General features: G+C 35.5%; 25 protein-coding genes, 2 tRNA genes and 3 pseudogenes. 17 read left to right on the forward strand and 13 right to left on the reverse strand.

Features of this window, described 5'->3' with window-relative positions; all coding sequences use genetic code 11:
• Positions 1–12 precede the first annotated feature (12 nt).
• From NOX90_RS00820 to fsa, 3 genes are read left to right on the forward strand one after another with little or no spacing between them, the layout of a single operon-like run.
• The gene (locus NOX90_RS00820; RefSeq protein WP_375604188.1) at positions 13–357 is read left to right on the forward strand and encodes a F0F1 ATP synthase subunit epsilon; all 345 of its coding nucleotides are present in this window, start codon (positions 13–15) and stop codon (positions 355–357) included.
• Positions 338–880 (forward strand): hypothetical protein, encoded by a 543-nt coding sequence (locus NOX90_RS07370; protein WP_410543690.1) that lies wholly within the window; start codon positions 338–340, stop codon positions 878–880. Before NOX90_RS00820 ends, NOX90_RS07370 begins: the two co-directional genes overlap by 20 nt.
• A gap of 39 nt (positions 881–919) precedes the next feature.
• Positions 920–1,564: a fructose-6-phosphate aldolase gene (gene fsa, locus NOX90_RS00835; protein ID WP_375604190.1), complete on the forward strand. Its 645-nt coding sequence runs from the start codon at positions 920–922 to the stop codon at positions 1,562–1,564.
• Between the two features lie 239 nt (positions 1,565–1,803).
• On the opposite strand, the gene NOX90_RS00840 is transcribed toward fsa, so the two are convergent.
• The gene (locus NOX90_RS00840) at positions 1,804–2,835 is read right to left on the reverse strand and encodes a hypothetical protein (RefSeq protein WP_375604191.1); all 1,032 of its coding nucleotides are present in this window, start codon (positions 2,833–2,835) and stop codon (positions 1,804–1,806) included.
• A gap of 72 nt (positions 2,836–2,907) precedes the next feature.
• Between NOX90_RS00840 and NOX90_RS00845 the strand changes: the two genes are divergently transcribed.
• Genes NOX90_RS00845 through NOX90_RS00855 form a run of 3 tightly spaced genes read left to right on the forward strand, consistent with a single transcriptional unit; the run spans position 2,908 to position 3,675 of the window.
• The gene (locus NOX90_RS00845; RefSeq protein WP_375603639.1) at positions 2,908–3,273 is read left to right on the forward strand and encodes a transposase; all 366 of its coding nucleotides are present in this window, start codon (positions 2,908–2,910) and stop codon (positions 3,271–3,273) included.
• The gene (locus NOX90_RS00850; protein WP_375604568.1) at positions 3,216–3,413 is read left to right on the forward strand and encodes a transposase; all 198 of its coding nucleotides are present in this window, start codon (positions 3,216–3,218) and stop codon (positions 3,411–3,413) included. The genes NOX90_RS00845 and NOX90_RS00850 overlap by 58 nt, the downstream gene beginning before the upstream one ends.
• Positions 3,319–3,675 (forward strand): transposase, encoded by a 357-nt coding sequence (locus NOX90_RS00855; protein WP_375603641.1) that lies wholly within the window; start codon positions 3,319–3,321, stop codon positions 3,673–3,675. The genes NOX90_RS00850 and NOX90_RS00855 overlap by 95 nt, the downstream gene beginning before the upstream one ends.
• A gap of 191 nt (positions 3,676–3,866) precedes the next feature.
• Here the strand turns inward: NOX90_RS00855 and NOX90_RS00860 are convergent, their stop codons facing one another.
• Complete coding sequence (locus NOX90_RS00860) at positions 3,867–5,039, reverse strand: NADH-quinone oxidoreductase subunit D (protein WP_375604192.1); 1,173 nt, start codon at positions 5,037–5,039, stop codon at positions 3,867–3,869.
• A gap of 135 nt (positions 5,040–5,174) precedes the next feature.
• The gene (locus NOX90_RS00865; protein ID WP_375604193.1) at positions 5,175–6,461 is read right to left on the reverse strand and encodes a Na+/H+ antiporter NhaC family protein; all 1,287 of its coding nucleotides are present in this window, start codon (positions 6,459–6,461) and stop codon (positions 5,175–5,177) included.
• 170 nt (positions 6,462–6,631) lie between these two features.
• Here NOX90_RS00865 and NOX90_RS00870 point away from each other — a divergent pair.
• The 4 genes and pseudogenes from NOX90_RS00870 to NOX90_RS00885 all read left to right on the forward strand — a co-directional run bounded on the left by NOX90_RS00870 (position 6,632) and on the right by NOX90_RS00885 (position 8,786).
• Positions 6,632–7,881: pseudogene (locus NOX90_RS00870) on the forward strand (IS4 family transposase).
• A gap of 137 nt (positions 7,882–8,018) precedes the next feature.
• Positions 8,019–8,384 carry a transposase gene (locus NOX90_RS00875; RefSeq protein WP_375603639.1) on the forward strand — a complete coding sequence of 122 codons (366 nt, stop codon included), beginning with the start codon at positions 8,019–8,021 and terminating at the stop codon, positions 8,382–8,384.
• On the forward strand, positions 8,327–8,524 hold the full coding sequence (locus NOX90_RS00880; protein WP_375604568.1) for a transposase: 198 nt from the start codon (positions 8,327–8,329) through the stop codon (positions 8,522–8,524). The genes NOX90_RS00875 and NOX90_RS00880 overlap by 58 nt, the downstream gene beginning before the upstream one ends.
• Positions 8,430–8,786 carry a transposase gene (locus tag NOX90_RS00885; RefSeq protein WP_375603641.1) on the forward strand — a complete coding sequence of 119 codons (357 nt, stop codon included), beginning with the start codon at positions 8,430–8,432 and terminating at the stop codon, positions 8,784–8,786. Before NOX90_RS00880 ends, NOX90_RS00885 begins: the two co-directional genes overlap by 95 nt.
• 15 nt (positions 8,787–8,801) lie before the next feature.
• On the opposite strand, the gene NOX90_RS00890 is transcribed toward NOX90_RS00885, so the two are convergent.
• From NOX90_RS00890 to NOX90_RS00900, 3 genes and pseudogenes are all read right to left on the reverse strand, one after another.
• The gene (locus tag NOX90_RS00890; protein WP_375604194.1) at positions 8,802–10,136 is read right to left on the reverse strand and encodes an IS110 family transposase; all 1,335 of its coding nucleotides are present in this window, start codon (positions 10,134–10,136) and stop codon (positions 8,802–8,804) included.
• A gap of 256 nt (positions 10,137–10,392) precedes the next feature.
• Positions 10,393–10,545, reverse strand: a pseudogene (locus tag NOX90_RS00895) (transposase); the annotation flags it as partial.
• An 18-nt stretch (positions 10,546–10,563) separates the two neighbouring features.
• Positions 10,564–11,325 (reverse strand): annotated as a pseudogene (locus tag NOX90_RS00900) (IS5 family transposase).
• Between the two features lie 1,036 nt (positions 11,326–12,361).
• On the opposite strand from NOX90_RS00900, the gene dnaE reads away from it, so the two are divergent.
• From dnaE to NOX90_RS00930, 6 genes are all read left to right on the forward strand, one after another.
• A complete protein-coding gene (gene dnaE, locus NOX90_RS00905; protein WP_375604569.1) occupies positions 12,362–15,691 on the forward strand; it encodes a DNA polymerase III subunit alpha in 3,330 nt (1,109 codons plus the stop codon).
• A gap of 48 nt (positions 15,692–15,739) precedes the next feature.
• A complete protein-coding gene (rpsF, locus tag NOX90_RS00910) occupies positions 15,740–16,513 on the forward strand; it encodes a 30S ribosomal protein S6 (RefSeq protein WP_375604195.1) in 774 nt (257 codons plus the stop codon).
• On the forward strand, positions 16,513–16,788 hold the full coding sequence (gene rpsR / locus NOX90_RS00915; protein WP_064125330.1) for a 30S ribosomal protein S18: 276 nt from the start codon (positions 16,513–16,515) through the stop codon (positions 16,786–16,788). Before rpsF ends, rpsR begins: the two co-directional genes overlap by 1 nt.
• Before the next feature lie 7 nt (positions 16,789–16,795).
• Positions 16,796–17,350, forward strand: coding sequence for a 50S ribosomal protein L9 (rplI, locus tag NOX90_RS00920; protein WP_375604196.1), 555 nt, complete (start codon positions 16,796–16,798; stop codon positions 17,348–17,350).
• Positions 17,351–17,356: 6 nt separating this feature from the next.
• Positions 17,357–18,649 (forward strand): adenylosuccinate lyase, encoded by a 1,293-nt coding sequence (purB, locus tag NOX90_RS00925; RefSeq protein WP_375604197.1) that lies wholly within the window; start codon positions 17,357–17,359, stop codon positions 18,647–18,649.
• Positions 18,649–18,721, forward strand: a tRNA-Met gene (locus NOX90_RS00930). Before purB ends, NOX90_RS00930 begins: the two co-directional genes overlap by 1 nt.
• 188 nt (positions 18,722–18,909) lie before the next feature.
• On the opposite strand, the gene NOX90_RS00935 is transcribed toward NOX90_RS00930, so the two are convergent.
• Positions 18,910–20,166: an iron-containing alcohol dehydrogenase gene (locus tag NOX90_RS00935; RefSeq protein WP_375604198.1), complete on the reverse strand. Its 1,257-nt coding sequence runs from the start codon at positions 20,164–20,166 to the stop codon at positions 18,910–18,912.
• Positions 20,167–20,208: 42 nt separating this feature from the next.
• Between NOX90_RS00935 and dapE the strand changes: the two genes are divergently transcribed.
• Positions 20,209–21,414, forward strand: coding sequence for a succinyl-diaminopimelate desuccinylase (gene dapE, locus NOX90_RS00940; RefSeq protein ID WP_375604199.1), 1,206 nt, complete (start codon positions 20,209–20,211; stop codon positions 21,412–21,414).
• A 695-nt stretch (positions 21,415–22,109) separates the two neighbouring features.
• Here dapE and NOX90_RS00945 read toward each other — a convergent pair.
• From NOX90_RS00945 to NOX90_RS00970, 6 genes are all read right to left on the reverse strand, one after another.
• Positions 22,110–22,838, reverse strand: coding sequence for a putative folate metabolism gamma-glutamate ligase (locus NOX90_RS00945; protein ID WP_375604200.1), 729 nt, complete (start codon positions 22,836–22,838; stop codon positions 22,110–22,112).
• 39 nt (positions 22,839–22,877) lie between these two features.
• Positions 22,878–23,357: a dihydrofolate reductase gene (locus NOX90_RS00950; RefSeq protein ID WP_375604201.1), complete on the reverse strand. Its 480-nt coding sequence runs from the start codon at positions 23,355–23,357 to the stop codon at positions 22,878–22,880.
• Positions 23,354–24,643 carry a dihydropteroate synthase gene (folP, locus tag NOX90_RS00955; RefSeq protein ID WP_375604202.1) on the reverse strand — a complete coding sequence of 430 codons (1,290 nt, stop codon included), beginning with the start codon at positions 24,641–24,643 and terminating at the stop codon, positions 23,354–23,356. Before folP ends, NOX90_RS00950 begins: the two co-directional genes overlap by 4 nt.
• On the reverse strand, positions 24,640–25,026 hold the full coding sequence (locus NOX90_RS00960) for a dihydroneopterin aldolase (RefSeq protein WP_375604203.1): 387 nt from the start codon (positions 25,024–25,026) through the stop codon (positions 24,640–24,642). Before NOX90_RS00960 ends, folP begins: the two co-directional genes overlap by 4 nt.
• On the reverse strand, positions 25,013–25,687 hold the full coding sequence (locus tag NOX90_RS00965; RefSeq protein WP_375604204.1) for a CADD family putative folate metabolism protein: 675 nt from the start codon (positions 25,685–25,687) through the stop codon (positions 25,013–25,015). The genes NOX90_RS00960 and NOX90_RS00965 overlap by 14 nt, the downstream gene beginning before the upstream one ends.
• Before the next feature lie 70 nt (positions 25,688–25,757).
• Positions 25,758–25,834, reverse strand: a tRNA-Ile gene (locus tag NOX90_RS00970).
• Positions 25,835–25,871 lie beyond the last annotated feature (37 nt).

Here is a 25,871-nt window from a genome sequence, read left to right on the forward strand (position 1 = left end):
AAGTTAAAGATTATGAATACTTTTAAAGTGCAATTTTTCTCTCCTGATGATCAGATTTCATTCAGTGGAGTGGTTTCTCTTTCAGTAACTGGGCTCGAAGGGGAGCTTATGATTTTAGCTCACCATGCTCCTTACTTAATTTATTTATTGCCTGGTATAATTACTGTTAAAATGAATAACCAAACGGAAAAAAAAGTTGTAATTGACAATGGCATATTAGAAGTTGCAAATAATAATTGTAGCATTATAACAAATCAAATTCAGATTTTTGATCATTTAATCCATAATGAGAGATCATTTGAAAATAAGAGAGTTGGTATATATTTAAGTTATCTTGATGAGAAGTTTCTTTCTTAGTTATTTTAGGCAAAAAGTCGGTTATCACTTTCTTATCATCCGAGTAGCCCAACTTTTGTCATCCCAGTGCTTTTTTTTCTGTCATCCAGTATTCTCTTTCCTGTCATTCCAGTGTTTACCTTTGTCATCCCAGTTCGTGACACTGGGATCCAGAAATTTTGACAACTGGATCTTATGGTCAAGTCCACTGCTATACGAACGTTGCACCTTTGAAGGCAAAAGTACAAAAAATGGCGTCATCCCAGTGCTTTTTTTCTGTCATCCAGTATTCTCTTTCCTGTCATCCCAGTGCTCACCTTTGTCATCCCAGTGCGTGACACTGGGATCTAGGTGTAAAAATGTTTGTAAATTATGCAATTGGCAGGGGATTCTAGGAACATATGTCAAAAACAATTTCTATGATGAAATAGGCTGGATTTCACTGTCACGCACTGGAATGACACCTTGCCTTACTGAACGTTCGTGCAGTTCTGTAGCAGACACTGGGATAACACCATTTTTGTACTTTTGCCTTCAAAGATGACAATGTTTTGTAAAGATAGTTTTTTAATAGGAGATTAATATGGAAATTTTTCTTGATAGCGTTGATTTAAATGAAATTAAAGAACTAAAAGAGTTCATTGATGGCATAACAACTAATCCTTCTTTAATAGCAAAGTCCGGGCGTAAAGATAAATACGAGGATTTAGTGCGTGAAATATGCTCTATTATCAAGGGGCCTGTTAGCGTTGAAGTTGTTGCAAATAACCATGCAGATATGGTTAAAGAAGGCCTTAAGTTAGCGGAAATCGCTGATAATGTTGTGGTAAAATTGCCCCTTACATATGAAGGATTAATTTCTTGTAAAAAGTTGTGGACAGAGCATAAAATACCTGTTAACATCACATTATGTTTTTCTCCTGGACAAGCACTGTTTGCCGCTAAGGCCGGTGCTTGTTTTATTTCTCCCTTTGTTGGTCGTCTTGATGATATAAGCTATGATGGCTTATCGCTCATAGAAGATATATGCACTATATATTCTAATTACGGGTTTGATACTAAAGTTCTTGTTGCATCAGTGAGAAGCCCAGCACATGTAATAGAAGCTGCAAGGATTGGCGCTGATTCAATTACTGTTCCAGCAAAAGTACTTAAACAATTAATTAACCACCCGCTTACTGACCAAGGGCTAGCAATATTTGAAAAAGACTGGGGTGCAAAACAATAAACGGTTACAAATGAACATAAAGATTGGCAAGTTTAGGGTACCCATTTAAGATAGTGGCAAATAAGGTAAACTTGGAAAAAGAGAATAAAAGTTTAAAAGCAGAAGATAAGGCTATAAAGATAGAGAACGCTGAATTAAAGGAATGGCAATGAATTTGTGCAGTTTTTAATAGAAGATATCAGTTGATTTTACACTCAAAAAACCAATAATTGCCATTATTGATTCTTTGAGCAGTATTGTTAAAGTATATCTACCAACGATGTGAGAGCATGTATTATATCCATGGAGGAATCACACTTTGTGTACTGTACATCTTGACTCTCTATCCACTCTTTAAACTCTTCTGGGTTTTTATTGTCAATATACCATATTTTGTTAAATATATCGTGCCACTTTATATTATCTCCCAACATAAAATATTTAGAAATATCAGTAACTATTTCGGGATGCTTTTCTCCTAAAAATTTAAACATAGCCATTCCTGTTGAGTAAGGATCTTCATTGACCATTGGATTTTTAGCATAATACACATCTCCTAGATTCAAATCATGAGATTTGATTTTACAAGAACCAAAATCTTCCAGCATCTTACACATTTTTTCTTCGTGTAACGCCTCACATGCAATAAGATTTGCGCTACCTTCAGTCACTGATTTAGATAAATCTGCCTTGTTAAATTGTGTCACTATTCGTTGTATACAGTGGACAAACTCATGTGCAAGAGTATGGTAATCTATTTCTTCGAAGGATTTTGAATAATTCGAAAAATTATCCTTTGCATAAATCAATACATCAGATGGAGATTTAAGATAATTAGGAAAATCATTCTTAAATGAAGGATTATCTATTGAGAGGGATAATGAAAATGGATCAGGGTTTGGAATAGTAACACCAGCTTCTTGATCTGTTGTATCACTAGCATACAAACTCTTCTTCATATCAACATATTGTTCCCGATCTTCAAACAAAAACATGCGAAAATTAACATCTTTATCATTTAGAATACTTACATATTTTTGACACACTTTAAATGTGTCATTAATAACTGTTTCTATTTTTGCTAACTGCTCATCAGTAACATCTGAATGAAATAGCTCTACCTTAATACTACTTCCTTCAACATTAATTGTATGTTTATATGGAAGAATTGTGCTTATTTTAGTTTCAATCTCATCTCTTGCTTGATAGTCTGGTTTGACTTTAAAAAGGTCTATACTTGAAAAAAGGTCTATACTTGAAAAAAGATTTGTCTCATCAATAAAAAAACTCATATTAGCCTCTTAGAGCATGTCTTCAAACTAAGTAGAAAGGAGTTAAGAAGTGTGTTATAAGATATATTTTAAATGTACCCAAGCGATATAAGTGACAAAGAATGGAAGATGATAGAGCAATATTTTGAACCTAAAAAGACCGGCAGACCAAGAAAACACAGTATCAGAACGATTATCGATGCAATAAGGTATGTGATGAGAACAGGCTGTCAATGGAGACAACTACCTAAGAATTTTCCACCATGGAAAACCGTGTATAGTTGTAATTCGCGTTTAAAAAAAAGTGGAATATGGCAAGAAATTCATGATTTTCTAGTTAAAAAACTAAGAAAGATAATTGGTAAGAATGAAACTCCATCAGTAGGAATAATTGACAGTCAATCAGTAAAAACCACTCAAAAAGGGGATCCAGAGGATATGATGCTGGCAAGAAAGTAAAGGGTAGAAAACGCCACATCGTTGTAGATACTCTAGGTCTTGTAATTGCTGCTGAAGTACACAGTGCAAGCATTCAAGATCGTGATGGTGCAACTAAATCTTTTTGTTCAAGCCAAATGCAAAGCTCCAACATTACGTAAGTTTTTTGCTGATCAAGGATATACAGGTAAATTGCAAAACCGCTGTTTATTGGAAACTGGATGTTTGTTGACGATTACCAAGAAAGTAGTTGATACAGGATTTCAGGTTATTCCTAAACGTTGGATTGTTGAGAGAACCTTTGCTTGGCTCTCCAATTTTAGACGTATGAGTAAGGATTATGAGCATTCTCCTCTCACTTCAAAAAATAACATCTTTTTTAATATGATCACTATTATGCTTCACAAATTAGCTCATTCTTGAGTTTGAAGACATGCTCTAAGGATTATGAGCATTCTCCTCTCACTTCAAAAAATAACATCTTTTTTAATATGATCACTATTATGCTTCACAAATTAGCTCATTCTTGAGTTTGAAGACATGCTCTTATAAATTATTATAGGCGCAGTATAGAAGACGGAAGTTAATATATGATGAATGAAACCACAGTTATCTTACCTGTCAATCTCACCAAAGACTATATCGAGTGAACCGATAATTGCTGCAATATCAGCAAGCATATGTCCTTTTGCCATGAAGTCTAAGGCTTGTAAATGCGCAAAGCCAGGTGCTCTTATTCGGCATCTATAAGGTCTATTGGTACCATCTGAAACTATATATACTCCGAACTCGCCTTTTGGTGCCTCAACAGCAGCATAAGTCTCACCTTCTGGCACATGATATCCTTCTGAGTAAAGTTTAAAATGGTGGATCAGAGCTTCCATAGATTTTTTCATCTCCGCTCTTGGCGGTGGAGAAATTTTTCTATCTTCAGTTTTTATTGGGCCTCCAGGCATCTTCTCTATACATTGCTTAACCAAACTAATAGACTGCCTAATCTCTGCCATTCTAACTAGATAACGGTCATAACAATCGCCATTTTGGCCAATAGGTATATCAAAATCCAGTTGATCATATATCTCATATGGCTGGCTTTTTCGCAAATCCCAAGCAAGCCCAGCAGCACGCAGCATTGGTCCACTAAAGCCCCAATTAAGTGCTTGCGCTACTGATATTTCACTGATTCCTACAGTACGCTGCTTCCATATCCTATTTTCTGTTAAAAGCTCATCAACATCGTCTATATACTTTGGAAATTGCTCTATAAACTTTGCAATATCCTCAATCAAGCCTTCTGGAACATCTGCTGCAATTCCACCTGGTCTTATGTAAGCTGCGTGAAACCTTGCGCCTGAAGCTCTTTCGTAAAATTCCAATATTTTTTCTCTTTCTTCAAAGAGCCATAAAAGAGGAGTCATTGCTCCAACATCAAGTGCTTGAGAAGAGACATTCAGTAAATGATTTAGTATTCTCGTCAATTCACAAAATAAAACACGTAAATACTTTGCTCTGATCGGAATTTCGCATTGCAACAATTTCTCCACACACAGTGAATATGCATGCTCTTGTGACATTGGTGATACATAATCAAGACGATCAAAATAAGGCAAAGCTTGAAGATACGTTTTGTGTTCTATTAATTTTTCAGTGCCACGGTGCAAAAGCCCAATGTGAGGATCAGCTCTTTCAATCACTTCGCCATCCATCTCTAAAACAAGACGCAACACTCCATGTGCAGCTGGGTGCTGAGGTCCAAAATTTAACATCATTGTCTTTAGATCGGGCATATTTGACAGTTTAAGATATTGAAATTGTATAGGCTAAAGTGCGCTCAAAGTCAATAGACTTCTTGCATAGGCCACAACTGTCATTATGTGTTAAGTAATTCCGTTTCTTATAAAACGCACTGATAAAGAGAAACTCTAAGTTGTAGTTGTACAACTTCTGCTGTTAATGATTATTTCGCCTATTGTAACTGCTGCTAAAATAAAGCAATAATATACTTTTGTTAATAAAGAAATAGGTGATACAAAAGCTATACTTCCTGCTAGCAATAGTTGAGAACCATAAGGTAAGATGCCTTTTGTAGCACAAGCAAAAACATCTAATAAGTATGCGCTGCGATGTGGCGCAATACTGTGTTTTTGTGCAAGCCTTTTTGCAATACCACCACTTAGTAAAATAGCAATGGTGTTATTGGCAACCAAGGTAGTAACCATAGACGCAATTCCTGCTATCACAAATTCAGCTTTAGTTTTTGTGATATTGCTTTCATCGATGAGTTTATGCAACGCTTTTTGACCTTGTTTGTACATTATATGGCTCAACCCACCAATAAATAGAGCAAATATCACTATTTCGTTTACTTTTTTGAAACCGTCATACATGTCATGAGGAAATTGAACGATGGCATAGTCAAAAAAAGCTATTCCTAGCACACCAGCAATAATTATGTTTACAGTTATTGTGACTAGAGTGGCAACTTCAAACAGACCCATAATTATTAGAGAAATATAAGGAATAATTTTTATTATAGAATAATAATCTAAATTTGGTATAGAAATAATTTTTGTACTACTTGAAATCACTGCCAGATAGGTGAGTGTTATAATACCTGAAGTAAATGCAACCTTAGAGTTTATTTTAAGTTTATCTTTTGCTGAAGCTCCCTGTGAAGAAACAGATGCAATGGTGGTATCAGATATCATTGAGAGGTTGTCACCAAACACAGCACCACCTACTACAGTTGCAGTTCCTATTTCAAGACCAAAAGCTCCACTTTTTGCCAGATTAACAGCTATAGGTACCATCAGCGCAACAACTCCCATAGATGTGCCAATTGCAGTTGAAATAAAAGCAGAAGCCAAAAATACTCCAGGAAGTAGTAATCGTGCTGGAAGGAAATTAAGAATTAAATTAGCAACAGTGTCTGCGCTACCAATTGATTGAGTAACCGCAGAAAATGCTCCGGAAAATAGAAAAATCAAGCACATAGTAAGGGTATTTTTGTCACCCATGCCCTTGATAACAGTATCGATGTTATGTTGAATTTTATTTGTACCACGTGAGACAGCAAAAAATAGTGCTGGTAACAAGCATATTACTGGTGAAACCTGATGAAGTGGATTATCAGTTCCGATAAAAGAAAAATAAGCACCACTTCCAAGGTACAAGATTAAAAAAATAATCAAAGGGACAAAAGCTGTCATTTTACTGTACCTCAAACTTACAACTATAACTAATTAAGTAGTCTTAAGCAAGTTTGGTTCACTGGGAATGTTCAAAAAAGCATACGCGTCAAGTTAAGGAAATAAAGGTATGAAAGAGATATAATAATAAGGTATAAGTTCTCCCATATATACTTTTAGTGAGAGAACGAATGAATAAAATAACTTGCTTATCAAAAAAGCTCAAAGAATTTTTTAATGAAAAAGCAGACAAAATCTCAACTACAACAAGGTTTATAAAAAGAAAGAGAAAGCTATCGTTCATAAAAGCCATGGTCTTGGGTAATATAGGGGTTGATAATTGTAGCGTAGAAACAATGTGTCAATTACTAAACGAGAGATATAACAAAACAAGGTTTGGATTTTAGATTTACTGAAGAAGCAGTGGAATTTATGAAAAGGATGTATAATGAATCTGTGGTTCTTTTTAAAAATATCTTGCAAGTTGATTGCAAAATCTTACAGCAATTTAATAGTGTTAAATTATTGGACAGTAGCTATTNNTCTACCTAACAGTATGGAAGAGATGTATAAAGGTTATGGTACTAGCTACAGTGGCTATGAAAGCAATACTAAGTCTGGAATAAAGTTACAATTAGTTTTTGACTACCTAAACCAGACATTAGACCAGCTTAATATAACTGAGGGAATAAGAGGGTTATAGAAGCCATTTAAGCAATATATCGAGCAACGATTTACTAATATCTGATCTCGGTTATTTTGTGCCAAGTTCTTTTAAACAAATCAATGAAATAGGAGCTTATTTCATAAGTCGTCGATACCAACATATATGATGTAGAAACAAATCAAAAAATGGAGTTATTAGAATGTTTAGAGATTTTTAGAAAACGAGGTATTGTTAGGAAAAGAAGCAAAAATTAGAGTAAGAATTATATGTCAGAAACTAACTGAATATAGCCAGAAGAAGGAAAGCTAATAGATTAGCAAGATCGCAGGGAAATCCTCTAAAAGAAATCAAAAATTGTTGAACTGGTATAACTAATGTTCCAGAAAATAAAATTAGTGCTGAGCAAGTATTACAGAGTAAGGTGGCAAATTATTTAAATTGTATAAAAGCCATATCAGACTTGATAAGCTAAAAGGAAAGCCATGCAGAGTATTATGTGAACTATATGCTAAATTGTGCGCAATTCTTATATTTCACGGCATAGTCGGTTGCACAGAAGTGAAAAAGAATACAGAACTTAGCTTAACAAAGGCATTTATTGAGCTAAAAAGGCGGGTTAGAGAGTTATTTTCAGCACTAAAGAATAAAGTTAATAGTTTGAAAATTTTTCTTAAAAAGCTTACCATAACTTGGTCGCGATTTTCATTAAAAGACAAGTACAGAAAAACTAGAGTATCTACCTTAACTTCCCTGAATTTGCTTACAATCTCTTAACTTGACGCGTATGCTTTATTTAACACTCCCAAATTGAAAATTTTTCGATATTTTTCATTTTTTTTATTGACTTCTAAGAGCATGTCTTCAAACTAAGTAGAAAGGAGTTAAGAAGTGTGTTATAAGATATATTTTAAATGTACCCAAGCGATATAAGTGACAAAGAATGGAAGATGATAGAGCAATATTTTGAACCTAAAAAGACCGGCAGACCAAGAAAACACAGTATCAGAACGATTATCGATGCAATAAGGTATGTGATGAGAACAGGCTGTCAATGGAGACAACTACCTAAGAATTTTCCACCATGGAAAACCGTGTATAGTTGTAATTCGCGTTTAAAAAAAAGTGGAATATGGCAAGAAATTCATGATTTTCTAGTTAAAAAACTAAGAAAGATAATTGGTAAGAATGAAACTCCATCAGTAGGAATAATTGACAGTCAATCAGTAAAAACCACTCAAAAAGGGGATCCAGAGGATATGATGCTGGCAAGAAAGTAAAGGGTAGAAAACGCCACATCGTTGTAGATACTCTAGGTCTTGTAATTGCTGCTGAAGTACACAGTGCAAGCATTCAAGATCGTGATGGTGCAACTAAATCTTTTTGTTCAAGCCAAATGCAAAGCTCCAACATTACGTAAGTTTTTTGCTGATCAAGGATATACAGGTAAATTGCAAAACCGCTGTTTATTGGAAACTGGATGTTTGTTGACGATTACCAAGAAAGTAGTTGATACAGGATTTCAGGTTATTCCTAAACGTTGGATTGTTGAGAGAACCTTTGCTTGGCTCTCCAATTTTAGACGTATGAGTAAGGATTATGAGCATTCTCCTCTCACTTCAAAAAATAACATCTTTTTTAATATGATCACTATTATGCTTCACAAATTAGCTCATTCTTGAGTTTGAAGATATGCTCTAAGAAACTCCCTCAACTAGTTCATCTTTTTTTACCAAAATATAACCAAGTTCTCTAGCCCTTTTTCCTAGGTTTTTCAATGCTTTTTCCTTGTATAGTTTGTTATAATAATCTATTCCTCTTTCCACATATTCTTGTCCAAACTTCAGCATACTATAAAAGATACATGCTATTTTCCTTGCTGTAGCAGTAATTGCTTTTGGTGCTCCTAGGTGCTTTTTTAATCTTCTGCNAAAATACGCACCCATTCCACTGTTGCTTTTTGATACACAGTGAGCAGCCATTCTAAAAGCATCTGTAGCACGATTCATAACCTTGCGAGTTCTTGTGCTAAATACTTTTTCTCCTGTAATTTTGTTAGATGGGCTTAGCCCCAGCCATGAAGTAAAATGCTTTTCTGTTGGCCATTTATTATGGTTTATGCCAGTCTCTGAGATTATTGTTTGTATGGTCACTACATCAAGTCCTGGAACTTTTGTAAAATCCATACCTGTTATTCTATGCAGTTCTTCATGTATAGCAAAATCTGGCCTGTGTTTTGTAGACCTGTTTTTTATTTTATTACATAACTCTTTTTCACCAGACTTTGTCTCAAATGTTTTATAATGTTCTTCGATGCTTCTATCACATTCTGCTATTTTTTCCTGATAAACATTGTATAGTTCAAATTCTTGCTTTAATGCAAATAAATGTTCTTCTCTATAGTCACCTTTTAATGCTTTTGCTATAGTAGCTCCATCATTCTTCATATTTGAACTTCTAAATTCAGCTGGCTTTTTAGGATCTCTTTCACCTTCTAGTATTGCCTTAATAATTTTCATTCCAGCAACACCTGTAATATTGCTTATAGCTTTGTGTAATTGGACATTCATTTGTACTAATGCTTTTTGCATACGCAAAGTATGTGTTGAAGCATTTTCAATTAAGTTTTTACGTTGCCGAACATAACTACGTAATACGCACATCTGATCATCTGGCCTAAATGACCCTTGAAGTAATCCATAGCTGTGTAGCTGTTGAAGCCACTGACAATCCTGAACGTCTGATTTCCTTCCAGGTACATTTCTTACATGTCTTGCGTTTACCAGTTTTACTTCAAATCCGTGTGATTCAAGTACTTGAAACAAAGGAATCCAGTACACTCCCGTTGACTCCATGGCTATTGTATTAACTTTACATTTTTTCAACCATTTTGCTATGTTGTAGAGATCTTCTGTGAAACACCCGAATTTTTGAACACTGTGCTTATCTCTTCCTTCAGGTACACATATATAATGTACAGATGAGCCAATCTGCCGCATCANGATCTCTAATTTGCTTTTTACTTTTGCCATTTTGGAACCTCCACTCTATAATGATTTATAGTTGAGAAGCGCTTCAGCTTGGGACGGTTAGATTATACAATCTTCTACGCGGGGTAGTCATAATTAGACTCCACCAATGATTTGACCGTTCCACCCAAAACCATGCTTTTACACGGGCACTTAAGGCACCATTGTCAATCTCGGCTATAACTGCAGAAGCGCTTCCATGCGAAATTATATTCAAAAAATACAAAATAAAGAGTTTCTTTATCTTTTGACAGATTTTATCTGTCTGAGCTTTTAACACAACTGCTACTCCTCTTTCTTTGAGGTCATTTAGCACTCCCAACCAAAAGTTAGCTCCTTCACTTTCAGCCAAATAAAAGCCCAAGACTTCTTTTCTTCCATTTTGGTCTATGCCCAATATATTGTACATACATTAGACCTCTTTCGAAACTCAAATAGACAGCTCAAAATTGTGAATTCCTGCTATTAAATTGAATCTCAAGCCAAAACGTTTTCTCCGATTGCGATATCTTTCTGCAATAATTTTGAATCTTTTTAACAGACCAATTATATTCTCAACCACTACTCTTTTGCTCGCTANGTTTTCTATCTTTTTTTCCTTAATTAAGGGACTCTTTTTCATCCTTCTGTGTGGCAACTCGACATTTTTGTGAATTTNTTTACCATCGGCTAAAACTTTTATACCTTCTGATACATGCACTTTTGACTCCTTGAAAAGCCGAAAATCNNATCCATTCTAAAATGATGTACAAATAATCTTCTTGCTCTTCTTTTCTGCAATTATTTGTGTTTTTAGTGTATGTTTTTTCTTCTTTCCCGAATAGAATCGTTTCTGCTTTTTTTTGTNCCTCTCCACTGGTGTTTCCGTGGCATCAATCACNNTATATTCCATGTCGCTTTTTAGAAGCTCTTTTCGCCCTGGCAATGCAAAATCCGGGTGTTGTATCTCTACCCATTTTACAGTTTTATATGCCGTACTTTCACTTACTCCATAGCTTTGACTTATGTGAAAATATGTCCGGTATTCTCGTAAGTATTCTAATATCATAAGCAGCATGCTCTCCTCGTTCAGCTCTTCCTCCTTTGGCTTTCTTTTTTTATTTTCTTCACATAAAATCCCTACCATTTTATTAAATGTTGATTTTTTTACTCCTGTTAGCCGACGAAATTCCTCTTCATTCAGCTCCTTCATACTTCATTTCTTCTTACCTCAAAACCACTGCTTTAACAGTTTTATTCTAGTTTCGAAAGAAGTCTAATGTCATCCCAGTGTGTGACACTGGGATCTAGTTCTCTTTACAAATTCACCAAAAGTATTTCTTTCTATAACGCAAAACCCATATTTACAAAACCCAATGCATTACTTGCAGTTAAGTTTCCTAGATCCCAGTGTCACACACTGGGATGACATGGTGAGGCGTCATCCAAGTAGCTGACACTAGTTCCTTTATGACGGCAGTGCCCTCTTCTTGTCATCCCAGCACTCCTATAATGTCATCCCAGTGCTCCTATAATGTCCATCCCAGCGCTCCTATAATGTCATCCCAGCGCTCCTATAATGTCATCCCAGTGCGTGACACTGGGATCTAGTCTTTATTATGCAGCCACTTATTTAAAGTTAAGTTTTCTGGATCCAAGTAGTCAAGGCACTGGAATGACATCTTCCATATAAACATTAAGAAATTTACTAAACGGAAAAAAAGGCAAAAGAAGCCCCGTGGTTGGCTAATTACTTACATTATACTTTCAAGTATGGCGTTTTTTTATTCTAAACGCTTAATAACCGCGATTTAGCTGCTTTTTAATGCAACTAACCTTTAGTCATAAATGTTTAAGAAATTTACTAAACAGAAAAAAAGGCAAAAGAAACCCTAGGGTAGCTAGTTATTCACTATCCATTTTTTAAGTTGGCGTTTTTTTATGTTTTAAATGCTTTATAAGCGCGTTTCAGCTTATATAGCTAGAATATTGTGAAGACATAAGGTGCACATAGTGCAAAAAATTAAAAATAAGACGCCAGATACGTGAGTTTTTTTGTCATTTAATCTGTACAGAGAAGATAAATAAATAGCTTCAGTTTCATGATAAGGGCGCTGGCGGAGTTTGTCAAGGAAGTTTTTTGTATTTTAACCTTAGATTTGAGAAATCTTATAGGCTTTTGTTCTCATGAAAATTATGTTCTCATGAGTAAATTAATGTTATCCTTTTTTGTTGATCTAAAGTTTTTTATGTTCATACACTTACGTGTTCATAGTGTTTATTCGCTGCTTGAAAGCTCGGTTAAAATTGAGGAGCTGATCGGCCTTTGTTTGCGAAATAAAATGCCAGCGGTTGCAATTACTGATTCAGGTAACTTGTTTGGCTCGCTCGAGTTTTCAGAATATGCAGCAAGTAGGGGAATACAGCTAATAATAGGATGCAATATTATAGTTAAACATTCAGAACAAAATTTACCTATATTATTGCTTGCAAAAAATGAGCAAGGGTACACTAATTTAGTCACTTTGGTGAGTGAGTCTTTTAGAAAGCGCAAGAATAACAGCGATATTCCTTACGTTGATTTTGATGAGCTATTGAATTTAAGTACGGGTCTGATCGCTTTAACCGGTGGATGTTTGGCTCAACTATTGTTGGGGCAAGATAAAGAAACGGTTGAAAAACTGCTTTCAGCATTCAATGGTCATTTATATGTTGAATTGCAGCGTCATGGGTTGAATAAAGAGCTAGAGCTTGAAGAAGCTTTGATAGACTTTGCTTATCAGCGCAATATACCACTAGTTGCAACGAACGATGTGTTTTTTCCAAATAGGTCTGACTATGAGGCTTATGATATATTAACGTGTATATCAGAGGGTAGTTATGCTCTCGAAAATAACAGGAAAAAGCTAACCACTGAGCATTATTTCAAATCTGTGGCAGAAATGGAAGAGCTGTTCAGCGACATTCCCGAAGCAATTCATAACACTTTAGTGATAGCTAAGCGGTGCTCTTACATGCCAAGAAGCAGGCAGCCTATTTTGCCTAAATTTCCTTGTAGAGAAAATAAAACTGAGAATGAAGAACTGAGGGAGCAGGCAGTTGCAGGATTAGAATTCCGTATTGCGAATGAGACAGACATAGACCTTAAACAATACTACGATCGGCTGAATTACGAACTGAGTGTGATAACTTCGATGAACTACGCTGGCTACTTTTTGATAGTTTCTGATTTCATTCGTTGGAGCAAAGCAAATGGCATTCCAGTTGGTCCAGGAAGAGGCTCTGGTGCTGGATCAATTGTTGCTTGGGGCTTGCAGATTACAGACCTTGATCCAATAAAGTTTGGCCTAATATTTGAAAGATTTTTGAATCCTGATCGTGTATCGATGCCTGACTTTGATATCGATTTCTGCCAAGAGAAAAGGGACCTGGTTATTGATTATGTTCAGAAAAAGTACGGTTATGTTGCTCAAATAATCACTTTTGGAAAACTGCAAGCAAGGGCAGTATTGCGTGATGTTGGTAGAGTATTACAAATGCCTTACTCTCAAGTGGATAAAATATCTAAAATGGTTCCATTTAATCCAGTAAATCCTGTAACTTTATCACAAGCGATAGAGTTTGATCAAAATCTGCAGAAAGAACGGGATAGTGATGAGGTAATTGCAAAGCTTCTTGATATATCTCTTAAGCTTGAAGGAATATATCGTCACGTTTCAACCCATGCTGCTGGAATTGTAATATGTGATCAAAAGTTGGAAAATTTTGTTCCTGTGTATTATGATCCAAATTCAGCTTTGCCAATCACTCAATACAGCATGAAATATGTGGAGAAAGCTGGGCTAATAAAATTTGATTTTCTTGGACTTGGTACGCTAACGCTAATAGATCATGTATGTCGTTTAATTAATCGTGATGAAAAAAAGATCGATATTTCTTCAGTTCCTTTGAATGATCAAAAAACCTATGAGATGCTCTCTAGCGGTGATTCAATTGGAGTGTTCCAGCTTGAAAGTTCGGGAATGAGGGAAGCTTTAATCAAATTAAAGCCAGATTGCATTGAAGATATTATCGCTTTAATTTCCCTTTATCGTCCAGGACCTATGGATAACATTCCAACTTATGTTGCAAGAAAACACGGACTTGAAAAGCCAGATTATATTCATCCGTTACTTGAGGAGGTATTAAAAGAGACATTTGGGGTAATAATTTACCAAGAACAAGTGATGGAAATAGCCCGTATTCTTTCCGGGTATAGCTTAGCGGAAGCAGATCTGCTGAGACGTGCCATGGGTAAGAAAATTAAGGAAGAGATGGATAAACAACGTGAACTTTTCATCCAAGGGGCAACGAAGAATGGCGTTGATTACGACAGGGCAAGTTATATCTTTGACCTTGTTGCAAAATTTGCTGGTTATGGGTTCAATAAATCTCATGCTGCAGCATATGCGGTGATATCTTATCAAACGGCTTACCTTAAAGCTAATTATCCATTAGAATTTTTTACAGCACTAATGAATCTAAATATTGATGATAGAGATAAACTGAATTTATTTTATCATGCAGCAAAGTTTAGTAGCGTTACCGTTCTTCCACCTGATATAAACAAGTCTCAAGCTGAATTCTCAATAGAGGGTGAGTGCATACGTTATGGTATTGCTGCCTTGAGGAATGTTGGTTTTTCTATAGCAGAAGGAATAATGAACACACGTTCAAGCGCTTATAAGGACATATGGGAATTCATTCAAAATTCAGGTCATATAATAAATAAGAGGGCGCTAGAAAGCCTAATTAAATCTGGGGCATTCGATAGCGTGCATAAGAACAGAAAGCAGCTATATGAGTCAATGGACATGCTGATTTACTTTGCAAATAAAAACAAACAGGATAGGGAATCAAGTCAAGCTGCTTTGTTTGGTAGTCTTGATGTCCTCAAACCGAAATTTGAGAATGTGGAAGATTTTGATGAAGAGGAAAAATTAGAGCATGAGTTATTTTCACTAGGATTTTATTTAACTAATCATCCACTTGAAAAATTTAGAATTCTTCTGGAAAAGCTAAATATTGGGTTTATCGGAGATAATAAAACAGCAAAAACTGCTGGGGTAATATTAAATGCACGTATGAGAACTTCAGAGCGTGGAAGGTTTGTTATACTCACACTTTCTGATCCCCATAACGTTTCTGAAATAGCATTTTATAATAATGAAATAATAGAAGAAAAAAGAGATTTATTTTCACCAGGAACATTTGTGATAATTGATCTTGAAGCTTCGGAAAATACGACAAGATTAGCAGGCAAGGATATATCTGAGTTTACAAAAAGAATCGCTTCTACAATAAAGGAATTAGTTCTCACCACTGAGTGCACGGATTCGCAAAAAGCCGCTATGGAATTAAACACAATATTGAAAGATGAAGGCAGAACCAAAATAATGCTAAAACTTCTTCTCGAAAAACATAAAGTGAGCATCTTATTACCAGGTGCATACTCAATTGCTCCTCAAGTTATTTATGAAATATCTAACTTAAGCTGGATTAAAGGCGTAGAAATTAATACAAATAACTTGCTTATATAAAAAAGCTTTATATAATGAAATATTTAATCGGTATTAAAGGAAGATATAGTGAATCTTTATGAATTTACTTTTATAGCACAACAAGGATTGTTACAGCAAGAAGTAGAGGAGATGGTCCAAGAGCTAGCTGTTTCATTGAAAAATATTAAAGCAGATGTTATTTTCCAGAAGATTAAGAGTCTTATGGAAAAGCAAAATAGTACGCTTACAAAACAAGAGTTAGAAACGCGTGCTGAAAACATTAAAGAAGGTCTAGTTGCTTACTCTGATTTCTTGGAAGATCTTATAAAAATTTTATGGGTTGAATTGGAAGAAGATCTTTCAAATTTGAAAGAAGTGAAGTCAAAAATCGATAAAGAGTTGAAAGATGACCTAAAAGATTTAGGAATAACGCAAGATTTTATAAAATTTCTAAGAGGCAGTACTAAAAGTGCGTTTGTCCATAACGCAGTAAATGCTTTGAAGAGAAATATTTTAGAACATCTAATAAAGATTTTTCAAGATATTTTGAAAGATTTTAGAATAAACGGTCCAACTCAATCGAGCAAAGCATTGGAAATGCTTTTGGAAAACATTGAAGCATCAGGATTAATCAAGTATGAACATTGGGGTCTTTTGGATTTTGCATATCCAATAAATAAGATGAAGAGCGGTCATTATTGTATAATGTGCATAAGTTCTACTGCAAGCATTCTGGATGAATTTGTGCGTAGAATGAAACTTAATGAGAACGTTATTCGCCACTTGTCTGTGCAGGTTGATAAATTTTTTGAAGGTAAATCTTATATGATGAATAAACAAATTGAGGAGCAAAGCGCATAATGATGAAAAGACGAAATAGTTTTAATAATTCTTACGTATCTGTAAATAATAGGACTGGCTTTAGGCGTTCTAAAGTTTGCCCTCTTGCTACGTCTAAAGATGAAGATATAGATTATAAGAATACAGATTTATTATCCAAGTTTACCTCTGACTATGGTAGGATATTACCTAGAAGATTAACAGGCGTATGTGCAAAAAAACAAAGGAAGTTACGCTTAGCGATCATAAGGGCACGTTTTTTGGCTCTTGTTCCTTACTGTACTAAAAAAGTTTAGGTAATTTATGTTGATAATTTTAAAGGAAAATATAAGGACTTTAGGTAAGCTTGGTGAAGTTGTCAAAGTTAAACCAGGTTACGCACGTAATTTTCTTTTTCCACAAAGAAAAGCGGTGAAAGCTACCAAGGAAAATTTAACAAAGCTAGAGGAGCAACGTTTATTACTGGAAGAAGAGAATATAAAAAGATTAAATGTAGCAAAAGAGCTTGCATTGTCACTACATGATAAGTTTGTGGTATTAATAAAGCAATCTTCAGAGGATGGTAAAATTTTTGGTTCTGTAACAACACGTGAAATTGCGAAAATTTTACTACAAGAAGGACATGTGATAGATCATCGTAGTTTATCTTTTGGTGGAATAAGCATCAAAAACTTGGGTGAATACCAAGTAAACATAGAATTACATAGTGAAGTAGTAGTACCAATTACTATATACGTTGTGAAATCCGAAACAGATGCAAATGAGCTAAGGCAAGTAAAATTGCAAAATCAGAAGTCTGAGCAACAACAGGCAGAGCAAGATGCGAATAAAGAAGCTACTGATGGTGAGGGTAGCTGATCAAAGATGATCCCGCGCTATAGCCGTAAAAAAATGTCTGCGATTTGGGAAGAAAATAATAAATTTAATATATGGCTCAAAATAGAAAGATTAGCGTGCGAAGCTCAAGCAAAGCTAGGAATTGTCCCTAAGGATATTGCTCAGAAGCTTTCCGGTGCTATTGATTTTGATGTTGAACGTATCAACGAAATTGAATCCATTGTGAAACATGATGTTATAGCTTTTTTAACATATGTTGCTGAAAAAGCGGGAGTTGATGTTCGTTATCTTCATTATGGAATGACAAGTTCTGATGTTTTGGATACATGCCTTGCGGTGCAGTTGAAAGAGTCATGTGATATTTTACTCGAGAATCTAAAAAATATACTTGCAGTATTGAANAAAAAAACTGATGACTATAAAGATATTGTTTGTGTTGGGCGCAGTCATGGAATGCATGCAGAACCAACAACTCTTGGATTAAAATTTGCTAGATTTTATGCTGAATTTAAACGCAATTATCAGAGATTAATTAGCGCACAAAAAGAGATCTCTATTTGTAAAATATCAGGTGCAGTAGGTAATTTTGCAAATGTTGATCCGTTTGTTGAAGAGTATGTAGCGAAAGAAATAGGACTCATACCTGAAACCATATCGTCTCAAGTCATTCCTCGTGATAGACATGCCATATTCTTTTCAGTTTTGGGAGTGATTGCAAGTTCAATAGAAAATGTTGCTGTTGAAATTCGTCATTTACAAAGAACTGAAATTGGAGAAATTTCCGAATATTTTTCCACTGGGCAAAAGGGGAGTTCTGCTATGCCGCATAAGTGTAATCCTATTTTAAGTGAAAATTTAACTGGGCTCTCACGTTTAATACGCAGCTATGTGTTTCCTGCGTTAGAAAATGTTGCATTGTGGCACGAACGTGATATATCACACTCATCTGTGGAAAGATGCATTGCTCCTGATGCCTGTATAACAATGGATTTTGCTTTAGTGCGATTAACAGATTTGATAGATAAATTGGTGATCAATAAGGAAAACATTGAAAAGAACTTAAATTCTTCAAAAGGCTTAATTTTCTCACAGCGTGTATTACTTGAGTTAGTAAATAGTGGTTTAACGAGGGAAGAGGCGTATAAAGTTGTTCAGAGCAATGCAATGAAAGTGAAACAAAACAACAGTGGTTTTCTGGCCGAATTGAAACAAGATAAATCCTTACTTGAAGTTATTAACTCTGAAAAACTTGAATCTTTGTTTGATTTGAAGTATTATACGAAACATATAGATCATGTGTATAATAAGGTTTTTAATTAGGCTGAGTAGCTTAGTTGGTAGAGCAGGAGGATCATAATCTCTTGGTCGGGGGTTCGAGTCCCTCCTCAGCCACTCGAACTAGACTATGTTTAGCAAAAGCAGCGCCCTAAGTGCACTGAGTGGAATAGTGTGACTCAGTGTCAGCTACTTGGAGTGAGTTGTGTATCCACTCAGGTGAGGAAATAATGGATAGGAGATTGTGAAAAGGGTTTAGCTTTTGGCCTATGATCCCTTTAAATGACAGAATTTCACTACAAAACTTAACTTTCTTCTATGCAGTTAGCTAAGTCAAGAAAGGTGAATCTATCTCTTGTTGCAAACGCAAGATTGACCACTTTACAATATTGTTCTTTATTCCAACTGAGGTGCTCTGGTAAGTGTGGAATTGATAGATCTTCAAATATTTTTTGCAGGTGTTTTGCAGGTAGTAAATTTTGCTTAATTAAACTGGAAATATTATGCCATTCTTTACAAATAATCTCTTGGATTTTTTGCTGCAGAATTTGCTTCTGTTCAAAAGTTCTTACAAATTTGATATTATCAAAGCACTGAGTTACATGTTTTACATCTAAAGTGGTCGGTTTGATAATCGGGTTTTGTATTGATAATATCTTTTCCTGCAAATTAGCCATGGTAATCGTTGTGACAGCAATTTTTTCGCCATGTAGTGAGGAATGATCTTTTATTACCATTTCCATTGCGTGAGCTATCATATGCTCTCCTTGGCTTGCAGAATAGCTGCCTTTTGACATCACCATTCCAAGTCCTGAAATTAGTAGAACTTCCATAAGTAATAGGACCTCTTTTCTACTTCTTTTAGTAAGCGCCGTATATTCTCTTAGCAAAATTTGCTCCAAATCGTGAACAAGTGTAAAAGGTAATTCATTGTATTCTGTGCCAAGCAACAAATGAGATAGTAGCCAGTCAGCCTGAACTGTTGAACGACAAATGAAATCTGCAAATCCGCTTAATGTAAGGCGCAGTGGTGCATTGGTAAGTATGTCTATATCTATATATATCGCTCTTGGAAGATGTGCTTCGAACGATTTTTTATATCCATTTACTAATATTGAAGCATTTGCGGATGTATATCCATTCATGGAAGCGGCTGTTGGGAACGATATATAATCTTTTTTCTCGAGGTAGCTTGCATATTTGCAGATGTCGTTAACGGTGCCGCTACCAAATGCAACTATTAAGTCACTGTCTTTTGCTTTGTTTCTAACTAGATTTACGGTTTCAAGAGAGGCAGCTCTGCTTGGTGTCATTTCTCTACCTGGTGTCATCCCAGCGCGTGACACTGGAATGACAGGTGGGGCTGGAATAATTAAATGAGAAATTTTATTAAATACGTTTTTATTTAAAAGTTTTGCTGTATTTTCATCTGCAACTAGAAAGATGTCATTTCCGTGTCGTGTGCATATTTCATAGATATCATCAGCAAGGTGGTAATCTGTTATTACTTCCCTTAGAAAAGTTTGTTCAGCTTGATGTAATATTTGTTTTAAATAATGCATAGAGTGTTTACAATATAGCAATATAAGTATTTTAAGATTGACATGAAAATTGACCCTGTAGAGCTAACTAAGAAATTGATCTCTTTTGAGAGTATAACACCAAGGGACGGCGGGGCAATAGAACATATAGCAACAATCTTCAAGAAAAGTGGCTTCGACTGTGAGATTTTAGAATTTGGTGATAATGGAACTAAAGTCAAAAACCTCTATGCGAAATACATAAATGGAATGCCGAATTTATGTTTTGCTGGGCATGTTGATGTTGTGCCACCTGGTCAGTTAAAAGATTGGACTTTCGATCCATTTAATCCAGAAGTGAGGGATGGAATGTTATATGGAAGAGGTGCCGCTGATATGAAAAGCGGAGTAGCTGCGTTTATTGCTGCTATGGTAAATCTGATTGCAGAGAAGTTTCAATTCAATGGTTCAATAAGTGCATTGATTACCAGTGCTGAAGAAAGCACGGAAGAATATGGAACAAAGGCAGTTTTGGAATGGATGAAAAGTAAGCAGAAAAAGATAGATTTTTGTGTAGTTGCCGAACCAACCAGTAGTGAGAAATTAGGTGATACCATAAAAATAGGCAGAAGAGGTTCTGTAACATTTGAATTAATTTGCCATGGAAAACAAGGGCACGTTGCCTATCCAGACCTAGCAGATAATCCAATATATAAGGTAATATCGATATTGAGTAAGGTAAAAAATACTACTTTTGATCATGGTAATAAATATTTTCAGCCTTCACATTGCGAAGTTACTACTATCGATGTTGGAAATAATACTAGCAATCTAATACCTGGTTCAGCAACTACACGTTTTAACATTCGATATAACAATGAACAAACACCGGGTGGCTTATATAAGCTGATTGATGAAATATGCTCCAGTGTAACTAACGATTATAAGCTTTCTATGCATAGCAGCAGGGACGTTTTCCTCTCTACTCCCGATAGGAATATTGATATTATGCTTGATGCGATAAATAAAGTTACCAGTATTGATGCTGCGCTGAGCACAAGTGGTGGCACATCTGACGCTGCGTTTATCAAAGATGTTTGTCCAGTGATTGAATTTGGTATAATCAACAAAACTGCACATCAGATAAACGAATGCGTATTAGTAGACGATATACACAAGTTAACAGCTATATATAAGGAATTTATAGAAAATTATTTCAATCCCACTAATAAAATATTGAATCAGGTCAACGTAGTTAGTAGTATATCTAGCGGTCCATTGTTAGCTTAGATGTAATCAGATCTCTTGCATAACTGTTGTTTGAGTAACAACTGGTATCATTCCAGCGCAGCCATAAAAATTCCTTGACAAACTCCGCCAGCGCCCTTATCATGAAACTGAAGCTATTTATTTATCTTCTCTGTACAGATTAAATGACAAAAAAACTCACGTATCTGGCGTCTTATTTTTAATTTTTTGCACTATGTGCACCTTATGTCTTCACAATATTCTAGCTATATAAGCTGAAACGCGCTTATAAAGCATTTAAAACATAAAAAAACGCCAACTTAAAAAATGGATAGTGAATAACTAGCTACCCTAGGGTTTCTTTTGCCTTTTTTTCTGTTTAGTAAATTTCTTAAACATTTATGACTNNAAAGGTTAGTTGCATTAAAAAGCAGCTAAATCGCGGTTATTAAGCGTTTAGAATAAAAAAACGCCATACTTGAAAGTATAATGTAAGTAATTAGCCAACCACGGGGCTTCTTTTGCCTTTTTTTTCATTTGGTAAATTTCTTAATATTTATGGCTAAAGATTGCACGAATGTTGCAATTACAAAAACGATTTCTACTAGGGTGTCATCCCAGTGTCAGCTACTCGGATGACAAGAAAGGGAGCACTGGAATTTTTGTTTCAGCATTAGCCATGCATCTGAACAGATATTCTCCTTATGAAGGAATAGCAAATTTTTAAGTTCNNCTCTTTAACTCTTTAACCAACGGGCTCCCATGAGGAGAGGAGAGTAAAGGTCTTTTTTCATAGATATCTTAACACTTTTTTCTTCTTTTGTAGTTGGCGGACGAGTAAGAAAGTGAACCTTTGGTGCACCACTAATTATTGCCATTGGTGTTTGCTCCGCCCCTTCTCCCATAACTAAAACAGCAGACGTTGCCAGCGCATCAAGAAGATTGACTTGTGTTACTTGCAGTGGTTGATTATAAAGATCTGGCTTGCCTATATAGGAATAAAGTGGTTCAAATCCACACCAACCAAGAGCAACGCCCGTAACCCCATGACGCATAGGTGTTACATTACTATCTGTAATCAAAATACCAAGATGTTTTATGCAGTGTTTTGTCTTGAGATAATTCCATATTGACAGAGCTGTTTTCTGAACATCTTTTGGATATAGAATATACACCTCATTACCATTTGATTCATCAATATCAGCAGATGGAATTAAGATATTATCTTTAATCGTTAAACAGATACTGTGAGCCACATCAACAACTGCATCAGCTTCTCTTTTGATTAGCTCTTCTTTAGAACAAACAGTTTTATAAACTACTCGTTTTTGACAAATTGAAATGATTTTTGATGTGATAGCAAGAACAACTTCCTCTCTTAGCAGCTCTGAAACATAGCGATCAAGAACCTGCTCTAATACTTCTCCACATTCAATGCGGTGGGTATAAATTGCTTTAACATACATACTATTACATCAAAAAGTTTCTCATAAAAGCCTTCTTATCTATCGACTTAGCTTGCATATAGTATAATCTTTTGTTTTGGTAAGAATAGTTTTATTCCATCCATCAAGAAGTGTTAAGTTGAAATATACATCACCTTTATAAAGTCTGTGAATTTCTGTTATGATAAACTCTGAAATTAGATTATATTCTAAAAAAAGATGCGCTATTTGTGCTCCACCAATCATGAAGACTTTAGAACTACTTTGGATTGACAAAAACTCTTGCATAGAAGAAATAATAGTGCACTTTATACCTCTGTTAAAACAAGAATTTAATTTGTCACGAGAAAAAACAATAGGAATACGATCGTTTAATATGTTTTGAGGCATAGTTTCAAATGTCTTTCTCCCCATAACAATAGCTTGTTTGTCAGTCACCTGACGAAAATGATCTAACTCACTTGGATAATGCCAGGGCAATCCATTATTTATTCCAATTACCCCCTTGGGATCAACAGCCATAATTCCGATAACTATCATCCCTGTAAAGCAGCTTGAGCTACAAAGAATCGCATGTGATCACGCACATTATGCACTCGAAGGAAATCAACCTTGTTGTGCAATGCAGATGATAAAGCAATTGTTTCTAAATCTCGGTTAAAGACAGGTTCTGTAGAAAAAGAAGAAATAAATGACTTTCTAGAATGACCAACCAGAACTTTGCAGCCAAAATTTTGTAACGTTTCTATACTGCGTAAAATCTGGATATTCTGGTACATAGATTTGCCAAAACCAATACCAGGATCAATAATGATCGAGCTTTGATCAAAACCTAGGGCAAGTAACCTGTTAATGCTCTTTTCTGCCCAATTATTTATGGTATCAATTGGATCAATGTCACTTGGGATAATGTTGTCACTATGTGGTGGTATGGAGAGTGAATGCATAATAACGATACTACATCCACTGCTAGCAATCGCTTTTAAGGTATTATCATCTAGATCTCCTTTAACATCGTTTATCCAAGTAATGTTATAATGCTCCAAAACATTCAAAATAACATCTGGCCAGAAACTATCGATGCCGACTTTAATGTCACCAACTTTCATATATTGATTAAGATCATCAAGCACTGGTTTTAAGCGTGCATACTCTGCTTTTGGAGTTTGTATTGAGGAGCCAGGTCTTGTTGATTGAGCACCAAGTTCAACTATGCTTGCACCATCTGATAACAGCCGCAGTGCCTGCTTGGTTGCTTGATCTGCATCATAATAAAGACCACCATCTGAAAATGAATCAAGAGTAATATTGACAATACCCACAAGCTCTGGCGAAAGCGTAAAACTCTTTAAAAAACAATCTTGAATATTAGGGATATCATAACCGAACGTTTTGTTGATTATTGGAGTATTATCCATAGGGTTCAGCATTGCCATCAAGTGAAGCAAGAATGGTCTGTTTATCAATTCTGGGTGAGGAATTCTAAGGTAGGGTGTATCGAGCGTTAGATCATCCCATAACAAAACATCCAAATCAATAACGCGAGGTGCCCACTTTTCATAGACTTGCGGACGGCCAATATCACACTCAATTTGTTTTAGACCTTTTAATAGCTCTTCGGGAGAAGAAGAACAACTTCCATAGACAATCATGTTGAGAAATGGCTTATCCCACTCAGGTGGAGCACCGTTTGGTAAAATGGCCTTAGTTTCTAGAATGATCGAAGACTTTAAATCTTTTAAATAGCGCTTCTTTAGTAACTCAGTAGCTCTTTGTAAATGGGAAAAGCGATTCCCCATATTTGAGCCAATAGAAATATAGATCATTCTTGCAATTCATTACAGTAAGTAAAGAAAACTCCCCCATGCACACCAGGAACTGGTGGTGCAGTTTTGTGAGTAGTCACCTTGACAGAAGAAATAATATGCTTCTTTCGCAGCAAAAGGTTATTAATGGCTCTGTATATCTCATGAGTTAAATGCTCGATTAAATTAAATTGCTTGCCTTGAACGAAATATTGAATGTTCCGTACTACCTCCAAATAGCAGAGAGTATCTTTAAGCTGATCAGTTGTAAGCCCTGAAGGAGGAGATTTAAAAGTGAGATCAATATCAATACTCACCAATTGGGGAGAGAACTTCTCTTCTGCGCTACATCCTAAATGAACCCAAAGCCGCAGATCAGATATAAGAAGATTACATGCAGGCATTCACTGAGTTTAATGACAAACGTATCATACCGTCAAGAAAACCCCACAAGAGCTTTGCTCCCTTTTGAGCACCCTGCATAACTTTATCTTGCTCTTTTTCATCTAGATCTTCAATAAGATTTGCACACTCCTCAGAATGCCATTCATCAGCATGCATATGAACCGTAAAAAATTGAAGAGAACGCTCATCACTTATTGAATAGTGCTTTTTTAAACCTTCAATTTTAGACTTAGAAACCTCTGGAGTTTGACGTTCGTAAGCGTACAAGGCTCCAAGACCTGCCGCAAAACCTGATCTTACAATGTCAAAATAACCATCAACTAATTCTTGTGTCTCCTTAACCTGTGCATCTTCAAGAAGATCAGACCTTGCTACTCCCAGTCCTTCAGCAAAACGTTTCCATAACTCTGGATGATTTTCATCACCTTGTTCTTCTTCTATCAAATTACCAAGCAAAACCTGTCGCATTTTTAAATCTGGGCACAAAAAGTGTATACCACTGATATAACGAGGAAACGCAGCAACATGGTGATAATATTCTTTAGCATAGGTTTGTAAAGCTTGCAAGCTTAAGCTCCCTGTATTCCATGATTGGTAGAATGGATGATTTAGTAAGTGCAACCCATCTAACTTATTATTCAAAGATTTAGTAAATTCCATTATTTCCTCTATTATATCAACATATAATTCATATACTATAGTTTTCTCATTGTTACGATCATGCTAACAATGGTGGGATTGGTAGGACTCGAACCTACGACCAATTCGTTATGAGCGAACTGCTCTAACCGACTGAGCTACAATCCCTTTTATCAATATTTATAATACACACAAAAGCAAATTT

Origin of the sequence: Wolbachia endosymbiont of Anurida maritima, from assembly GCF_042182995.1 — a bacterium.
Classification (GTDB): Bacteria; Pseudomonadota; Alphaproteobacteria; order Rickettsiales; family Anaplasmataceae; genus Wolbachia.

Bases quoted from the DNA above. Each gene is read 5' to 3' on its own strand.
- NOX90_RS00845 (WP_375603639.1), top strand. From the start codon at position 2,908: ATGTACCCAAGCGATATAAGTGACAAAGAATGGAAGATGATAGAGCAA.
- NOX90_RS00960 (WP_375604203.1), bottom strand. From the start codon at position 25,026: ATGCCTGCATGTAATCTTCTTATATCTGATCTGCGGCTTTGGGTTCAT.
- folP (WP_375604202.1), bottom strand. From the start codon at position 24,643: ATGATCTATATTTCTATTGGCTCAAATATGGGGAATCGCTTTTCCCAT.
- NOX90_RS00945 (WP_375604200.1), bottom strand. From the start codon at position 22,838: ATGTATGTTAAAGCAATTTATACCCACCGCATTGAATGTGGAGAAGTA.
- rplI (WP_375604196.1), top strand. From the start codon at position 16,796: ATGTTGATAATTTTAAAGGAAAATATAAGGACTTTAGGTAAGCTTGGT.
- dnaE (WP_375604569.1), top strand. From the start codon at position 12,362: ATGTTCATACACTTACGTGTTCATAGTGTTTATTCGCTGCTTGAAAGC.
- NOX90_RS00965 (WP_375604204.1), bottom strand. From the start codon at position 25,687: ATGGAATTTACTAAATCTTTGAATAATAAGTTAGATGGGTTGCACTTA.
- dapE (WP_375604199.1), top strand. From the start codon at position 20,209: ATGAAAATTGACCCTGTAGAGCTAACTAAGAAATTGATCTCTTTTGAG.
- fsa (WP_375604190.1), top strand. From the start codon at position 920: ATGGAAATTTTTCTTGATAGCGTTGATTTAAATGAAATTAAAGAACTA.
- NOX90_RS07370 (WP_410543690.1), top strand. From the start codon at position 338: ATGAGAAGTTTCTTTCTTAGTTATTTTAGGCAAAAAGTCGGTTATCAC.
- NOX90_RS00865 (WP_375604193.1), bottom strand. From the start codon at position 6,461: ATGACAGCTTTTGTCCCTTTGATTATTTTTTTAATCTTGTACCTTGGA.
- NOX90_RS00860 (WP_375604192.1), bottom strand. From the start codon at position 5,039: ATGCCCGATCTAAAGACAATGATGTTAAATTTTGGACCTCAGCACCCA.
- NOX90_RS00840 (WP_375604191.1), bottom strand. From the start codon at position 2,835: ATGAGTTTTTTTATTGATGAGACAAATCTTTTTTCAAGTATAGACCTT.
- NOX90_RS00935 (WP_375604198.1), bottom strand. From the start codon at position 20,166: ATGCATTATTTAAAACAAATATTACATCAAGCTGAACAAACTTTTCTA.
- NOX90_RS00820 (WP_375604188.1), top strand. From the start codon at position 13: ATGAATACTTTTAAAGTGCAATTTTTCTCTCCTGATGATCAGATTTCA.
- rpsR (WP_064125330.1), top strand. From the start codon at position 16,513: ATGATGAAAAGACGAAATAGTTTTAATAATTCTTACGTATCTGTAAAT.
- NOX90_RS00950 (WP_375604201.1), bottom strand. From the start codon at position 23,357: ATGATAGTTATCGGAATTATGGCTGTTGATCCCAAGGGGGTAATTGGA.
- NOX90_RS00875 (WP_375603639.1), top strand. From the start codon at position 8,019: ATGTACCCAAGCGATATAAGTGACAAAGAATGGAAGATGATAGAGCAA.